Here is a 16,158-nt window from a genome sequence, read left to right on the forward strand (position 1 = left end):
GGCCTAAATCATGTGTTCTGAACGAAAGGTGTTCGTCATGCGTAACCGTGTCTTCCCGCGTCGTGCCGGGGAGGGGGTGGTGTCTCGGTGGGCGGCGTTGGGGATGATTGTTGCGGTCCTGGCGCTGGTCATATCGTCGTTCTCATTCGTCCAAGTTGCCTCGGCAGATGACATCGGGACCTCGACCACCACAGTTCCGACCACCACAGTTCCGACCACCACAGTTCCGACCACAACGAAGCCGCCCGCGACTACGACGGAGGCGCCACTGAAAACGACGGCGCCGCCTACTTCCACGTCGGAGTCACCCACTTCTGCGAAACCGCCGATCACATCCACGGCGCCCCCGTCTACGACTTCTGTGGCGGCGCAGCGACTGGCCGCACCCGGAGTCAATCCCGGCATCGATGTGAAAATCACCGACGTCCAGGTCGAGGGAAAGAACGACCAGCAGATTACGGTCGGGGACTCCGTCACCGTGAAGGGCACTTGGGACGCGTCAAGCGCGAGTCCGCAGCCGGGCGACCAGTTCACCATTGAATTCCCTGGCGAGCTGAAGCTTCAGTCCAACCCGACGATCGCGCTGGAGGGCGACGATGGGACGGTTTGGGGCACATGCGATCTGGCTGCTTCCACCAATCTCATGACCTGCGTGCTCTCCGACGCTGTGGCGGATCGGCCGGACGAGGTGAAGGGCGATTTCTTCGTCTACACGAAGGCAGTCGAGTACACCACGTCAGAGACTGTGGATTTCACGATCAACAACAAGGTCACGCCGGTCGACCTGCCCGGCACGGGCGGCATCACCGACGGCCGCGTAATCGGCGAGTCGACGAAGTCCGGCAAACTCCAGGACAACAAGCAGTCAGTGCGGTGGACCATCGACATCCCCGGCGCCGATCTGGCCAAGTTGGACGCAGGCAACACCGGTTCGGTGACCCTGAGCGACGAGCTCTCCGACAACATGAAGGTGTGTGCAGGCAGCCTGCTCAACGCGAAGCTGTGGTCCGGTCGCCCGGGCGATCTCAAAGAGACCCCCGGCGGCGTCACCGTCGCTCAAGCCGACGCGGGTGATCAGGTCACCATCAACATCAACAACGGCGCGCCCTTCGAGGGCAACAAGCTCTACCGCATCGAGTACACCTCATGCACGACCAGCGGCGTGGTGGATCTCAAGGGGACTCAGTACACCAACTCCGTGACGATCGGTGACAACACGGTGGCTTCGGATGGCGTGGGACAGGACTATGCGCCGCAGACCGAGCCCTGGAAGGGTGGCTACCTCGACGGCGGTAAGCGCAATATGGAAGCCGTCTGGACGATTGTGGTTCCGGGCACCGACATTGCCGCCAACAACCACAAGATCGACATCACCGACACCTTCGGCGGCCCCCATGCGGTCTGTGCCTCGGGCGTGCAGGTAGTCATCGAGAAGTCTGACTACCTCCCAGGTCGGGAGAACGAACCCAACTACCGCACTCCTGCCGCAGGATTCACCATTGCTCCCATCGACGCAGTAGTCGGCGCGAGTACCTTCACCGCGGCGATCACTGTGGATAACCCGGACACGTTCAACGAAGAGCAGTATTACTACGTCACGTACCGGACCTGCCTGACCACCACCGAGGTGCCAGACTCCGAGGACCATCTCACCAACTCGGCGGTCGTCAACAAGACGTCGATCACGGGAAAGACTGAGGGGCCTGGGTTCACGAGCGGCAAGAACGGCGCGATCAACACCACGTCGCAGACTGTCGGCGGCGTGGAGCAGCCGGCAGGCACCACCCTCAATTGGACCGTGGAAATCTCCGGACACGATCTCGAGGGCCTTACGGAACCGGCGGTCATCAACGACAGGTTCTCTCCGAACATGACGGTGTGTGAAATCGGCGGCGATCTCAAGAGCAACCTCAATCTCAAGGTCGTCGCGCAAGACTTCTTCGACGGCAACAAGAAACGCGATATCACCGATGCCACCTCGGTGGCGCGCGCCGACGGCGGTTTCGATCTCACTCTCCCGCGTGACGCGGACGGTTACAGCCGTCAGACGAAGTACCTCGTCAGCTACACCCTGTGCACCAGCAGCGGCGGACTCGACCAGCGCGACACGGAATACGCCAACACCCTCACCTATGCCGGCAAGCAGACGCTGTCGCAGAGCGTCAAGCAGGAATGGGGCGGTGGCGGCACCGGTCAAGGTGTGTCGCGGGGCTCGTTCTCGCTGCTGAAGGAGATCGCTCCCTTCTCCGAGAAATTCCCGCAAGACACCGAGTTCACCGTGAAAGTCGAGGAGTTCGCCCCCGGGCAAATCCCAGCGACCGACGCCCCGGTGAGCTCCTACGAGATCAAGGTGAAGGCTGACGGGACACCGGTCAGTGGGATCAACCCCCGCGGAACCGGCTGGCAGATCCGACTGTCCGAGATCAACCTCCCCACCGTTGACGGTGTGTATTTCGAGAGAGGGACGTTCCGCCCGTCAGAGGGTGTGACGCTCAACGGGGACCGCACCGAGGCGCTGGTGACCATCACACCGAAGAGCAATGTCGGTGTCACACTGCTCAACAAAGCGAGTCTGGGATCGGCGCGGATCACCAAGTCCGTCATCGGTGACGGAGCGCGCACGGGACTCGAGGCTTTCGTCGTCAACGCAGAGATCGCCTTTGGTGACGACGCCGCCGGCAACGAGTTGCGTCAATTCACTCTGAAGGACGGTCAGCACTACGACCTGGGCAAATTGCCCATCGGAGCGAAAGTCACCTTCACCGAGGTACAACCGATGAACACCGACCTCGTGACCTGGTCGGAGCCGGTGATCAACCCGAAAATGCTCACCATCGGCGCCGATGCGTCGGCGAACACGGTCTCCGTCACCAACGAGGCCAAGATCACGCAAGGCACCTTCGAAGTGAGCAAGAAACTCACGGGCCCGAAGGCGTTCGACAAGGCCGTACCGGCGAGCTTCGACGTGATTGCCACCTGGCTCGATACGGACGACAAACCGCAGAGCAAGACACTGTCTCTTCCGTCCGACGGCACGGCGGTTCCGTTCGGCGAGAACCTGCCCGGTGGCACCGAAGTCACACTGACAGAGCTGGTTCCGGCAAACGGTGACGGTCTCGCCTATGGCGTGCCCGCATACTCCGGGAATGTCAGGATCAATCCGGACAACGCAGCCGTGGTGACCATCGGCAAGGATCTGCGCAAGATCGAGGTGTCGAACTTCGTCGACGTCAACGACGGCACTCTGCGCATCGCAAAGCAGGTCGGCGGTGAGGCCGCCGAGGCCATCGGCGACGACGTGGAGTTCACGGTCGAGGCGCGTTGGCGCGACGGTGTGGAGTACCGCACCCAGGTGCTGAGCGTCAAGCAGGGACAGACCACACCGCTCGGCGTCGACCTCCCCGTCGGCACCGAGGTGACCTTCACCGAGACCGGCCGTCCCGATGTCGACGGAGTCGAGTGGGGCACCATCTCCTGGGGAACCAGCCCGGAAGGCGAATCGTGGCTGCATTCGAACCTCGACGGCACCGCGACGGGCATAGTCTCCGACGACCCGACCGACGGTCGACTGATCACGCTGTCGAACGAGGCGCTGTGGAAATTCGGATCGGTCGAATTCACGAAGTTCATCCTCGACGCTGACGGCAACCCCGTCCGCGCCCCCGAGGCCGACCTGCCTGACAGCACGAAGTTCGAAGTCCGTATCGACAGAATCGATCCGGCGCTCCCCGCCGGAACCGATTTCCCGGCAGTGGGCCAGACCATCACCCTCGATGCCGGAAACGACTGGAGCTGGACGTCCGACGAGGTTGTGCCGCGGAACACCGTGATCACCTTCTCCGAGGTCGACCCCAAGCCCCTGGCCGGTATCGACTGGGCGCGGCCGTATTACTACGTGTCCGCGGATGCCGGTGACGCCGAATACCGCGACACCGTCAAGGCGGTAGCCGGTGAGAAGGCTGTGGTGGAGATCCACAACCGCCCGATCCCGACCACCGAGGTGGATATCGACAAGATCGTGACCGGCCCCAAGGGCGGCCAGGTGGCAAAGGACGGATCCACGATCTTCCAGGTCACGGCTACGTGGACGGACATCGACAATGAGGCGCGGTCTTGTGTTCTCGATGTCAGACCGGGCGCTTCGGTCACTCCGACCGCCCAGTGCGACGCAGCCGTCATCGACGGCCGGGTCCAGTTCCCGCTGAACACCGACATCACTTTCACAGAAACCGGTGCTCACACTGACGTCACCAACGTCAAGTGGGGTGAAGTGATCTGGGGCGTCAAGGAAGGCAAGGCGGACGTCTCGAATATCGACGGCGACCCGACCGCAACTTCCGTCAAGCTCACCGGCGAAGCAAACAAGTCGGTGGTCCTGGGACTCGAGAACAAAACCAGCAGCAATGGGCTGATCATCATCCCGATCCCGATCCCGCTGCCGCCGGGGGAAATCCCGACGTGGCCGGGCTCTGAGGTACCCGGAGGACCAGGCACCGACGTGTCGACTCCCGGCAACAACACTCCCGGCAATAACGGTGGTGGACACAACGGTGCTCCGGGCACGCCTGCTCCGGGAAATCCTGCTCAGGCCAAACCGGACCAGTCATCGTCCCTGCCGGTAACCGGCGCGAACGTCATCTGGCTCGCCGGTCTGGCGCTGGCGCTGATCGGCGGTGGCGCATGGCTCACCCTGCGTAACCGCAAGCGTGCACCCGGCCGGGAGTAACTCCCAACCAGGAATACCGAAACAGGGCGGGTGGCGACCTACGCCTGGTCGCCCCCGCCCTGTTTCACCGTCACGACGTATCTATCTCGCGGCCGCCCCCGTGGCCCACCCCTCGAAGGAGAAACACCATGTCATTCCTCCCGTTCCCGATCGTCATCGAAGGCATCGAGACCACTGGTTCTGCCGCGATCGACGGCCTCGGTCGCCTGTCCGTACTCCTTTACGATCTCCTCGGCGGTACCGGAAGCGCCACGATCAACGCGGGCAGCTAGTTCGATACGGCACCAATTCGACACATCAGCTAGCTCGGTAGATCTGTGAAGAGGAGACCCCGGTCCGTGAGCGATACCAAAGTTCGAGGGCATCGGCGGCCGGGCACAGGCCAGGTAATCGGCGAACTGCTCCTCACGGCCGGGGTCGTCGTCCTGCTGTTCGTCATCTATGAGGCGTTCTGGACCAATATCGTCTCAGGGCGGCTCCAGGACGAGCTCAACAACAGTCTGGAGGAATCCTGGGCCGAAGACCCCGAAGCCCCAGGAGCGATCGACGGTCAGCCGGTGTCCCCGCTGATCCCTGTGCTCGGCGAGGGATTCGCGCGCGTGCATTTCCCCACACTCGGCGCCGCGTACGCAATCGTCGAGGGCACACGCAACGAGGACCTGCGGGCCGGCCCCGGCCACTACCCGGACTCGCAGATGCCCGGCGAAGCCGGAAACTTCGCGCTCGCCGGGCACCGCAATGGTTCCGGCGCAGTCTTCCAACACCTGGATCGACTCGATGCATGCGATGCCGTCGTCGTGGAGACCGAGTCCCAGTGGATGACGTACCGGTTACTCCCACTCGACCAGGCCTCGCCCGAACGTCGCGCTGCGGCGAAAGCCTGCTTGAATCCCGAGCAAGCCGATCGGGTTTCCGAAGGCGACTACGCCCATCTCCTCGGGCGGCACATCACCGTGCCCGGGGATGTTGCGGTCGTCAACCCGCTGCCCGGAAGCCCTTGGGCCGAGCCCGACGCCACGCTGGAAAGTATGTTGACACTGACCACGTGCCATCCGCTCTACTCGAACAGCGAACGCTTGATCGTCCACGCGGTTCTCGTCGAAACAATCTCGAAGACTTCGGGCACCATTCCCGCGGCATTCCAGGAGCAATGAATGTACGGCTACCTCTGGGGCGCGCTCCCCGGCCCCCGACCAGTGAAGGCCCTGCTGGCGATCGTTCTCTTGGTCGCGGTGGTGCTGCTACTCATGGAAGTCGTATTTCCTTGGGTGTCAGAGCATATGCCCTACTCCGACGTGACCGTATAGAGCGCCCGTGCAGGTCGGCCGACACCGGCACAAGGCCCGGCTGGAGCCCGAAGGCGCTGTCCTACATCGGACTCGACGGACCTACGATGATTCTGGCGTGTCGATGCAAACCAGTTTCCGCGTGTGTCGGAACGGCTCGCCTAGTTGACGCTCGAGGCTCTCCGGAATGTTCGTTCGACGCCTGAGCGAGCACTGAGACCGGACTCCGCCGCTACAGAACCTTCGTGAAGATCTGCGCCGGCGCTGCCGTCTCGAGCTTGTCCAGCGCCTCAACCAACCTGACGAAGTGCTCGGTATGAGTGTGGGCGTCGAGGTGCTCCTGCGATTCCCATTCCTCCGCCAACACGAGCTCGCAGGGATTGTCGGTGCGCTGCAGTAACTCGTAATTGATGCAGCCGACCTCTTTTCGGGTCTCGGTGACAAGTTCGTCATACAACCGAAGCACTTCCGCGAGATCGCCCTGCTCCACCGTTGTTGGCACCAACACCCTGATCACAAAGACTCTCCGATTCGACTGTCCTGCAATAGCCCGTCGGCTCGAAGTCTGCCGTAGACCTCCGACAGATCGACATTTCCGTTGTGACTCGAAGTTTGCGGACAGGCGCAATATCTACGAAACACCCCCGATACCGGAGGTTCGTAGGGTTTGCCGAAGTCGGGCTCGCAATCAGCAGCGCAGCCCTGGGCCCGGGCGAGGGGTAAGCACATGAGTGGAAATGCAGTTCGCTTGCAAGCGATCAAGGACGTCGAGGCCTACACACCTCCGGTGGTCAGTTTCACCACCGACGAGACACCCGGCGAGGTGTTCGGTGCCAACGTCTTCAACAAGGTGGTCATGCAGAAGCGACTGCCCAAGCTCGTCTACAAGTCGGTGATGGCGACGATCGAGCAAGGCAAACCGCTTGATCCCATGGTCGCCGATGCGGTCGCGTCGGCGATGAAGGACTGGGCGTTGGAGAAAGGCGCAACCCACTACGCCCACGTCTTCTATCCACTGACCGGGTTGACGGCCGAGAAGCACGACAGCTTCCTCGAGCCGGTCGGCGACGGCAGTGCATTGGCGGAGTTCGCCGGCAAGACCTTGATCCAAGGTGAACCCGACGCTTCGAGTTTCCCGAACGGCGGGCTGCGCAACACATTCGAGGCTCGCGGATACACCGGCTGGGATGTCACGAGCCCGGCCTACGTTCTCGAAAACCCCAACGGCAACACACTGTGTATCCCGACCGTGTTCGTTTCGATGACCGGCGAAGCGCTCGACCACAAGACTCCCCTGCTGCGTTCACAACAGGCAATGGGTTTCCACGCCGAACGAATCCTGAAGTTGTTCGGCCACGACGACCCCGAGCACATCGTGTCGTTCTGCGGTCCCGAGCAGGAGTACTTCCTGATCGATCGACACTTCTTCCTCGCACGCCCCGACCTCCTCAACGCCGGCCGAACACTCTTCGGCGCAAAGCCGCCCAAGGGCCAGGAGTTCGACGACCACTACTTCGGGGCGATCCCGGAACGTGTGCTCGGATTCATGATGGACACCGAGCGGGAACTGTTCAAACTCGGGATCCCCGCCAAGACACGGCACAACGAGGTTGCCCCCGGCCAGTTCGAAATCGCCCCGATGTTCGAGCGAGGCAACATCGCCGCCGACCACCAGCAGTTGCTGATGACCACCTTCAAGACCATCGCCAAGAAGCACGGCATGGAATGTCTGTTCCACGAGAAGCCGTTCGACGGTGTCAACGGCTCCGGCAAGCACGTCAACTTCTCGCTGGGCAACTCCGAACTCGGCAGTTTGCTTGTCCCCGGCGACAATCCGCATGACAACGCCCAGTTCCTCGTATTCTGCGCCGCAGTCATCCGGGCCGTCCACAAATACGCCGGCCTCCTGCGCGCGTCGGTCGCATCGGCAACCAACGATCACCGTCTCGGTGCCAACGAGGCTCCCCCGGCAATCATCTCGATCTTCCTCGGCGATCAACTGGCCGACGTCTTCGAGCAGATCGCCAAGGGCGCGGCAATATCGTCGAAGGACAAGGGCACCATGATGATCGGAGCCGACACCCTTCCCGTCCTGCCGACCGATCCGGGCGACCGCAACCGCACGAGCCCATTTGCCTTCACCGGCAACCGTTTCGAGTTCCGCGCACCAGGATCGCTGCAAACAGTCAACGGCCCGATGGTCACCATCAACACGATCATGGCCGAGGCCTTGGACTACATGGCCACCGAACTGGAGGCCGCGGTCGCCGACGGCGCCGATTTCGACACCGCCGTCCAGAATCTGCTCACCGAGATCATCACCAACCACGGTGCGGTTGTCTTCAACGGCGACGGCTACTCGGAGAACTGGCAGATCGAGGCCGAGTCTCGCGGTCTGCCGAACCTTCGCACGACGCTGGACGCCCTTCCTGAACTGATCACCGAGTCCTCGATGGAACTCTTCGAGAAGTACAAGGTCTTCAACCACCGAGAGATGCACAGTCGCTACGAGGTCGGCCTCGAACAGTACGCACTGAGCATCGGCGTCGAGGCACGCCTGGCCGCCGAAATCGGTACGACGCTGATCCTTCCGGCTGCAGTGCGCCACCAGACGGAAGTTGCGCAGAACTTCGTCGCACTGAAGTCCGCCGGCCTCGAACCGGATTCAGCTCCGCTCGAAGAAGTGTCGGCGCCCGTTGCGGCTCTGCGCACAGCGCTCGCGGCCCTGCGCGCAGCAATCGACACCGACGCCGGCGAGTCGCCATTCGATCAGGCCAAGCACGCACAGGACGCACTCCTGCCCGCAATGGCAGAGGTACGTGCAGCGGCCGACTTCCTCGAAACCATCGTCGCCGACGATCACTGGCCACTCCCGACGTATCAGGAAATGCTCTTCATTCTCTGAGCATCACCGAAATCAACGCTCACAAAACTGTGGCCTGCAACTCGATCGAGTTGCAGGCCACAGTTGTCGAATCTTGCTCGGGCTAGCGGTCTTCCGGCATCGTGACTTCGAGGACGCGAGCCTCACCGGTGGTCGCGGGGTCAGGACGATCGCGCGAATCCGATGACGCCATCTGGAGTCCGTTCAAATCGGTCCGCATGTAGATGACGTTGTAACGGTCCCACGTGGTGGCGACGAATTCGAGGAACTGTCCGCTCGCCCACGGGTGCATGAATCCGCCGTACAACGCGGGCAACGTGATTCCACTCAACAGGGTCTGCGTACCACTCCACGGGCCTTGCGGTTGGTCGGCCTGACGGATCACCAGGTTGCCCTCGGCACTGGTGTACATGGCAACGTACTTGTTCAGGTAGTCGTTCCACTGCACGGCAAGTTCACTGACCGGTGCCTTGATGACCTGAACGGCATCGGTATCTCGCGGACTCCAACCGGAGCCGTCCCAGTATTCGTAGGCGCCGAGGTTTCTGATGTCGGCGCCGGCCACTCGCGCCAGGACCGCCTTACCGAAACGACCTGAGGGAGTTCCGTATTCGTAAATGTAGCCGTCCCGACCGTCGAGGAAGGCGCTCTGCTGGAAGTTGGAATTGATCGGCGATACTGCCGGAATCCCCGGAATGCCAAGTCCTTCGGTATTGGCGCGAACTGTCGCCGGATCGAGTTCCCAGTTCTCACCGTTGTCCGTGGAGAAAGCCAGAGCCGAGTAGTTGGTGGTCCAGGCTCCGGGTTCGTCCCACGACCGAACGGACATGAATCTGATGTACTGCACACCACCGTAAGAGATTCCAGCGGTCGGGATGGTGGTGAACTCACCCGGAATGCCGAATCCCGGAATGATCTCCTTGGAATGATTGGGGCCGTCCAAAGGAGAACTGTCGATCTTCATCCCGTCGGCAATGGCGGTGTCGTTGCTGCGGAACAACACGTTGCTGCGCCAGTCGTCACCCGGGGTGTCGCAGTCGCCAACCGTATCGCCGAATGCCATCAGTACGTCGTGATCCGGCCCCGAAAGACCGTTGTCCCACATGATTCCGAGGTCGGTTCCCGACACGTTGAACCGCTCGATAGTGTTGTTGGGACTGCCTGGGCCAGTGACCATTTCGATCGCTTTTGTGCGGCCGGTCAACACCGGCAGAGCACCGTTGGGCGCGCCGGTGATCCACGGCAACGCGTTGGCGAGGGAGCCGGTACCGGCGGAACCACTGCCAAGTGATCCGGTCAGCGAACCGAGCGAACCCGTCATCGATCCGGCGGAACCACTTCCTCCCGACCCACACGGTCCGCCGATCGCCGACGCAGACGGTGCTGCGGCAATCGTCGCGGCAATCGTGACGACGCCTATCGACAACATCGCCGACATGGAGTGTTTTTTACGCACGTGCAGCCCCTCTGATCATTTCGACTCCCGTTCGGACCACAGGCACAGTGATCCCCGACCGCAGAAGCAAACCATTTGGACTGTGTTAAGAGAGTGAAAGCTGAGCAAATTGTTATAAATCGCCCTTTCAACTGACACAAGTGACAGCTGTGTCCGATTTCACCTTCACAGGACAGTTGTCCGATACAGCAATAAAGGCGCCTAGTATGTAACGGAAATGTAAAAGAGTTCTCACAACGAGGTAGGTGAGCGGTGTCCGTACGTGACCGCGTAGCGCAGATTTACGATCAGGTTTTGGTTCGCAATGCAGGAGAGCCCGAGTTCCATCAGGCCGCCGCAGAGGTCTTCGAGTCTCTTCACGTAGTGCTCGAACGCCACCCCCGCTACGCCGACGCCGGACTCATCGAGCGGCTTTGCGAGCCGGAACGCCAGATCATCTTCCGCGTGCCGTGGACCGACGACCAGGGCAACGTTCACGTCAACCGTGGCTTCCGCGTGCAGTACAACAGTGCACTCGGCCCCTACAAGGGCGGCCTGCGCTTCCACCCCAGCGTCAACCTGGGCATCGTGAAGTTCCTCGGCTTCGAGCAGATCTTCAAGAACTCACTCACCGGCCTGCCCATCGGCGGCGGCAAGGGTGGCTCGGACTTCGATCCCAAGGGCCGCTCCGACGCAGAGGTCATGCGCTTCTGTCAGTCCTTCATGACCGAACTGCAGCGTCACATCGGTGAATACACCGACGTTCCGGCTGGCGACATCGGCGTCGGCGGTCGCGAGATCGGCTACCTGTTCGGTCAGTACAAGCGGCTGACCAACACGTACGAGTCGGGCGTCCTCACCGGCAAGGGCATCACCTGGGGCGGATCGCAGGTTCGCACCGAGGCCACCGGCTACGGCGTCGCGTACTTCGTCGCCGAAATGCTCAAGGCAAAGGGTGAAGGCCTCGAAGGCAAGAACGTCGTGATCTCCGGATCCGGCAATGTCGCCATCTACGCAATCCAGAAGATCCACCAGCTCGGCGGCGTCGCGATCGCCTGCTCGGATTCCTCGGGATACATCGTGGACAAGAAGGGCATCGATCTCGACCTCCTCAAGGAGATCAAGGAAGTTCGCCGCGGCCGCATCAGCGAGTACGCCGACGCAGTTCCGCATGCCGAGTTCATCGCCGATGGTTCCATCTGGGACGTGCCGTGCGACGTCGCACTCCCCTGCGCGACTCAGAACGAGCTCGACGAAGATGCCGCAAAGACCTTGATCGCCAACGGCGTTCAGGCCGTTGCCGAAGGCGCGAACATGCCCACCACCCCCGGCGGCATCCAGCTCTTCCGTGACGCGAACGTAGCCTTCGCGCCCGGCAAGGCGGCCAACGCCGGTGGCGTCGCAACCTCCGCCCTCGAAATGCAGCAGAATGCTTCGCGTGATTCCTGGAGCTTCGAGTACACCGACGAGCGTCTCGCCGGAATCATGCGCGGCATTCACAAGCGCACCATCAACACCGCTGCCGAGTACGGAAAGCCGGGCGACTACGTGCACGGCGCGAACATTGCCGGCTTCGTGAAGGTGGCCGACGCCATGATTTCGCTGGGCGTCATCTAGAGATTTCCGCAATACAGACAGCAGTACAAAAAGGGGTGATTTCACCCTGAACCGGTTCCCGTACATCGGACCGGTCGAATCAATACCTAGGCCTCGAGGGCCCTGGGTCCTCGGGGACCCAGGGCCCTCGAGCTTGATCTGAGCAAATCGCCCGCGACGAGCACCGTAGGCGCCGGCAATGATCCCAGACGGAACTCGTGGTGTCCTCCGAATCCGTTTTCCGCTCTGACGTCGAAAAACACCGTAAGTGGACGATTGTTTAGGTCCGCAGCGCGTGGGGCATATGGACTTATCTTCACATTTGTCCATTTCACAGTTGGACGATCGTTCATGTGGTAGAAATCACAACGCCTGGCGCAATTCGATCCGCAAATTTCAGCGGCGAGTATGCCCCCGAACAAAGCCTCAGCGTGTACCCCGCTTCGTAACGCGCCGAGCCTCCGGGTGCCTGTGCCAGGCGACGCACCTGTCTAGAGGAGGCCACCCATGTCCCCAGCGCTGCTGAACAACCCGGGACCGCTCATGTTGGGAGGCAAGCCCGCCTCCACAGCGGTCTACGACGTCATCCCACTGGCAAGCGATCTCGTAGATCACCTGTCCCGTGCCAACCCGACGTTGACTTCCCTCCAAACGGAGGCAGTTCGTCGGGAACTGATTGCGGTGATCGTGCAGGGGCTCCAAGTGGGGATCCAGCTGCTGGATCACCGCAAACTTCCCACCGACCAAGAGTTGGACGGCATTCACACGATGACCGTCCAACAAGCATTGAAAGGCGTGCCACTCAGCGCGATCCTCAACTTGACCAACGAGGGCATCAGCACTTTTCGCACCCTCATCCTCAGCCGGGCCGACGCCGAGGACTCCGCCAATCTCGGGGATCTCAACGAGTTCTTGTTCGCACTCGCGCAGCGGCTTCACTCGTTCATCTCGATCAGCTATCTCTCGGCTCTCCCAGCTGGCTCCCAACTCGGGGAATACTCCGCCGGCGCTCTCGTGAAAGCCATGCTGGACGGCGACGATCCCACCCAGCTTGCGTTGCAGATGGGCGTTGAACTCGCACCCCGCTATCTCGTCCTGCGGCTCCTGGTGAACTTGCCGCCCATCCGCCCGGGAGCACGCAACGGCAACCACCAGCGCATACAGGCCTACCGTGACCTCTCCGTCGCTCAATCGAAAATCGCGGCCCACTTCGGGTCGGCGCTGCTCGAAGCTCCTGCACCGCAACGTGGTCTGGTCCTGATCGAGGGCACACCCGACTGGGGAACAGTGTGCGAGGTCATCCAACGTGCACGCGCAACGGTCGGGGTGGAGATCACAGCAATCGCCGAGAACGCCGCGGTACGAGATATCGCCGCCGCCCAAGCAACCACTCACGAATTGGCGCAACTCGTGCGGCGCCTGCGACTGCCGGCGCGGTCGTACCGAATGGAAGACCTCGCGCTCGAGTATCAACTCACTCGGGGTGGCGCAGGCCGCGACAGCTTGATCAATCTTCTAAGGCCACTCGACGGCAATCCGGAACTGCTGCAGACATTGTCCATACACCTCGCCAACGGCCAGCATCGTCAGCGCACCGCGTCGGCGCTCGGCCTGCACACCAACACCGTCGACAATCGAATCAAGCGCATCGCAACCCTGACCGGATTGGATCCGGCCCTGCCCTCTGAACTGCTCAAACTGCGCGCTGCCATGATCTCTCTGACTTTCGCAAGCACTGATGTGGACAATCGTCCAGCGAAAATGTGAACACTCACATCCTCGCTATTAGCTGTCCACGTGTGGCGCCTGGACCCCACTTTTCCGCTTCGAACCGGGCTATAAAAGTGTGGTGCGAATCACCGCGCAAACCAGTAACAATTAAGGGGAAACACATGATCAACGGCCAGGATAACGCTCTCCTCGGTGCCTTCTTCGACACCATCCTGCAGCTCTTCAACGCGGGCAGCACCGGCACGGGCTCGACGGATGGCGGCGGCGTCTCCTAGGACGAATCTCGGGCCCTGTGCGAGAGCGTCGCCACCGCTGAAACCAGGAGCAAGCACATGATCGCCGCACCAACCACAGGCGCTTTGGCCGTCGTCATGAACACCGTCCTACAGATGTTCAACGCCGGCAGCAGTTTCCTCTACACCAACAACTCTCCGATTGGCGGCGGCGGCGGCGAAACTCCCACGACGCCTGCTCCCTGATCGACTTACCCGCTCGCATCACAAAGTCGCGGCACAGACAGGAACCACTGTGATAAACCAGCACACCCTGGGCAGCCTGGTCATCGACTTCGGCTCACTCTCCCGAGCACTCGGCTTCGGCAACGGCTCTATCGTGTCGCTCGGCAGCACCGGAAGTGGCTGAAACAGCCCGCCTGACCACGTCGACGAACCCGTCGCCGCTCACCTTGCTCACCACATCTCGAAACAGAAAGCAGGTCCCCCTGTGCCTACAATTCCGCTCACCGGCGACCCCATCGTCATCAACATCATCGTCCAGCTACTGAGCGCGGGTAGCAGCAATGCGCTCGCATTGGGCGGGGTCGGTAGCAGCGGTCTCGGTAGCACCGGGCTCGGCAGCTTCGACTCGGCGAGCCTCGGAAGCGCTGCTTAGGACCTCACTCGTGATCGGTGTTCGATCCGCGTCTTCGGCCGCCGAAACAGTCCACGAAACCCACGTTGCCCTCCGTCATCTGTGACGGAGGGCAACGTGGTCGTTCAGGCGAAACGGCTCGCGGTTGGGCGATCCGGCCGTCGGCCTTACTGTCTCGGCGATCGAAGAGTTGGAATCAACGCCAATCTTCCGGTGGATCGGTCTCGTCGTGCTCGATGGTCACGGACTCCGAACGATCGTCAGCCGCAGCCTTTTTCGCTGCTTCACGCATCTCGATTCCGTCGGACACCCAGTCACCGATCTCGCGCGTCACGTCTCGAACAGCCCCGGCGATGATCATCGCGATGGAGCCCACGTGGTTGGCTGCACTTTCGGTCAGTTCCTGGACCGTGTCCTTGCGGCGTTCGAATTTCCCGACCATCAGTGTGTGCCTCTCAGGCTGCAGTTCGCTGGCGCTCGACGATAACACCGGGAGGGGTCTTCGACTTGACCAAACCGGGCGGAAGAGCGAGCTTGAAGATCTTGCCCCATACCGAACCGATCTGCTTGAAGAACCCACCGGTGTTGTACGGCAAACCGTACTTCCCACACAATTCTTTCACCTGGGGAGCGAGTTCCGGATAACGATGCGCAGGCAGGTCCGGGAACAGATGGTGCTCGATCTGGTGCGAGAGGTTGCCGGACATGATGTGGAAGAGCGGGCTTCCCTCGATGTTGGCGCTGCCGAGCATCTGACGCACGTACCACTGACCACGAGTCTCGTCGGCCGTCTCGTCCTCGGTGAAGCTCTGTACGCCGGTGGGGAAATGGCCACAGAAGATGATCGAGTACGTCCACACGTTTCGGACCAGGTTGGCGGTGACGTTCCCCGCGAGAGTGGTCACGAACAGCGGCCCCGTCAGAACCGGGAAGATGACGTAGTCCTTGAGGACCTGCTTGCCCACCTTGTTCCACCAGCCCTTCAGAAGCGGCTTGACGTCGTGCCACTTGCGTTTGCCCTGGATGACGTTCTCGATCTCGAGATCGTGCATCATCACACCCCACTCGAAGAGCATCATCAAGGCAAAGGCCCAGACCGGATTACCGAGGTAATAGGGGTTCCACTTCTGCGCGTCGTCGATACGCAGGATGCCGTATCCGATGTCACGGTCTTTGCCGAGAATATTGGTGTACGTGTGATGCATGTAGTTGTGCGAGTGTCGCCACTGGTCGGCCGGGCACACCGTATCCCATTCGAAGACTTCGGAATTGAGCCCGGGTTCCCGCATCCAGTCATATTGACCGTGCATGACGTTGTGGCCGATCTCCATGTTGTCGAGAATCTTCGACACACTCAGCGCACCGACTGCCGCGAGCCACACCGGCGGTAGGAATCCGAGGTACATCAAGCCGCGACCTGCGACCTCGAACCCGCGCTGAGCCTTGATGATCTTGTAGATGTACTCCCGGTCTTCGGCCCCAAGCGAAGCGACGGTGCGATCACGCAATGCGTCCAACTCGCGGCCGATCTCCTCGACCTGCTCGTACGTCAGGACGACGGGAGCGTCGTCCTTCGCATCGGAACCGTTGCCGAGGAACGGGAGGGTGGGAAGTGAAAGTCCAAACATGT

12 protein-coding genes are annotated in these 16,158 nt (G+C 61.5%); 8 read left to right on the forward strand and 4 right to left on the reverse strand.

Features of this window, described 5'->3' with window-relative positions; translation table 11 throughout:
* Window positions 1–103: 103 nt before the first annotated feature.
* The 3 genes from AC1DVN_RS02655 to AC1DVN_RS02665 all read left to right on the forward strand — a co-directional run bounded on the left by AC1DVN_RS02655 (window position 104) and on the right by AC1DVN_RS02665 (window position 5,880).
* Complete coding sequence (locus tag AC1DVN_RS02655) at window positions 104–4,726, forward strand: DUF5979 domain-containing protein (RefSeq protein ID WP_477993389.1); 4,623 nt, start codon at window positions 104–106, stop codon at window positions 4,724–4,726.
* 128 nt (window positions 4,727–4,854) lie between these two features.
* Window positions 4,855–4,998, forward strand: coding sequence for a hypothetical protein (locus tag AC1DVN_RS02660; RefSeq protein WP_003945342.1), 144 nt, complete (start codon window positions 4,855–4,857; stop codon window positions 4,996–4,998).
* A 66-nt stretch (window positions 4,999–5,064) separates the two neighbouring features.
* Entirely contained in the window at window positions 5,065–5,880 is an 816-nt protein-coding gene (locus AC1DVN_RS02665) for a class E sortase (RefSeq protein ID WP_019749117.1), read from the forward strand.
* 364 nt (window positions 5,881–6,244) lie between these two features.
* Here AC1DVN_RS02665 and AC1DVN_RS02670 read toward each other — a convergent pair whose 3' ends face one another.
* Window positions 6,245–6,514 carry a putative quinol monooxygenase gene (locus AC1DVN_RS02670; RefSeq protein ID WP_223257903.1) on the reverse strand — a complete coding sequence of 90 codons (270 nt, stop codon included), beginning with the start codon at window positions 6,512–6,514 and terminating at the stop codon, window positions 6,245–6,247.
* A 225-nt stretch (window positions 6,515–6,739) separates the two neighbouring features.
* Here AC1DVN_RS02670 and AC1DVN_RS02675 point away from each other — a divergent pair, with 225 nt between their 5' ends.
* Window positions 6,740–8,917: a glutamine synthetase III family protein gene (locus tag AC1DVN_RS02675; RefSeq protein WP_477993342.1), complete on the forward strand. Its 2,178-nt coding sequence runs from the start codon at window positions 6,740–6,742 to the stop codon at window positions 8,915–8,917.
* Between the two features lie 82 nt (window positions 8,918–8,999).
* Here the strand turns inward: AC1DVN_RS02675 and AC1DVN_RS02680 are convergent, their stop codons facing one another.
* Entirely contained in the window at window positions 9,000–10,334 is a 1,335-nt protein-coding gene (locus tag AC1DVN_RS02680; protein WP_021344745.1) for a DUF4185 domain-containing protein, read from the reverse strand.
* A gap of 270 nt (window positions 10,335–10,604) precedes the next feature.
* Between AC1DVN_RS02680 and gdhA the strand changes: the two genes are divergently transcribed.
* From gdhA to AC1DVN_RS02700, 4 genes are all read left to right on the forward strand, one after another.
* Window positions 10,605–11,948: an NADP-specific glutamate dehydrogenase gene (gene gdhA, locus AC1DVN_RS02685; RefSeq protein WP_003945368.1), complete on the forward strand. Its 1,344-nt coding sequence runs from the start codon at window positions 10,605–10,607 to the stop codon at window positions 11,946–11,948.
* 486 nt (window positions 11,949–12,434) lie between these two features.
* Complete coding sequence (locus AC1DVN_RS02690) at window positions 12,435–13,694, forward strand: PucR family transcriptional regulator (RefSeq protein ID WP_046378785.1); 1,260 nt, start codon at window positions 12,435–12,437, stop codon at window positions 13,692–13,694.
* 296 nt (window positions 13,695–13,990) lie between these two features.
* A complete protein-coding gene (locus AC1DVN_RS02695; RefSeq protein ID WP_167333749.1) occupies window positions 13,991–14,137 on the forward strand; it encodes a hypothetical protein in 147 nt (48 codons plus the stop codon).
* 244 nt (window positions 14,138–14,381) lie between these two features.
* On the forward strand, window positions 14,382–14,549 hold the full coding sequence (locus AC1DVN_RS02700; RefSeq protein ID WP_003945367.1) for a hypothetical protein: 168 nt from the start codon (window positions 14,382–14,384) through the stop codon (window positions 14,547–14,549).
* A gap of 175 nt (window positions 14,550–14,724) precedes the next feature.
* Here AC1DVN_RS02700 and AC1DVN_RS02705 read toward each other — a convergent pair whose 3' ends face one another.
* Both AC1DVN_RS02705 and AC1DVN_RS02710 read right to left on the reverse strand, forming a co-directional pair.
* Window positions 14,725–14,970, reverse strand: coding sequence for a hypothetical protein (locus tag AC1DVN_RS02705; RefSeq protein ID WP_019749125.1), 246 nt, complete (start codon window positions 14,968–14,970; stop codon window positions 14,725–14,727).
* Between the two features lie 13 nt (window positions 14,971–14,983).
* On the reverse strand, window positions 14,984–16,156 hold the full coding sequence (locus AC1DVN_RS02710; protein ID WP_477993345.1) for a fatty acid desaturase family protein: 1,173 nt from the start codon (window positions 16,154–16,156) through the stop codon (window positions 14,984–14,986).
* Between the last annotated feature and the right edge of the window lie 2 nt (window positions 16,157–16,158).

The sequence above is a fragment of the Rhodococcus sp. P4_E4 genome, from assembly GCF_056401575.1.

Excerpts from the sequence above, each read along its gene's own strand:
- AC1DVN_RS02655 (WP_477993389.1), top strand. The coding sequence starts at position 104 with ATGATTGTTGCGGTCCTGGCGCTGGTCATATCGTCGTTCTCATTCGTC.
- AC1DVN_RS02660 (WP_003945342.1), top strand. The coding sequence starts at position 4,855 with ATGTCATTCCTCCCGTTCCCGATCGTCATCGAAGGCATCGAGACCACT.
- AC1DVN_RS02675 (WP_477993342.1), top strand. The coding sequence starts at position 6,740 with ATGAGTGGAAATGCAGTTCGCTTGCAAGCGATCAAGGACGTCGAGGCC.
- AC1DVN_RS02680 (WP_021344745.1), bottom strand. The coding sequence starts at position 10,334 with ATGTCGGCGATGTTGTCGATAGGCGTCGTCACGATTGCCGCGACGATT.
- AC1DVN_RS02690 (WP_046378785.1), top strand. The coding sequence starts at position 12,435 with ATGTCCCCAGCGCTGCTGAACAACCCGGGACCGCTCATGTTGGGAGGC.
- AC1DVN_RS02695 (WP_167333749.1), top strand. The coding sequence starts at position 13,991 with ATGATCGCCGCACCAACCACAGGCGCTTTGGCCGTCGTCATGAACACC.
- AC1DVN_RS02705 (WP_019749125.1), bottom strand. The coding sequence starts at position 14,970 with ATGGTCGGGAAATTCGAACGCCGCAAGGACACGGTCCAGGAACTGACC.
- AC1DVN_RS02710 (WP_477993345.1), bottom strand. The coding sequence starts at position 16,156 with ATGTTTGGACTTTCACTTCCCACCCTCCCGTTCCTCGGCAACGGTTCC.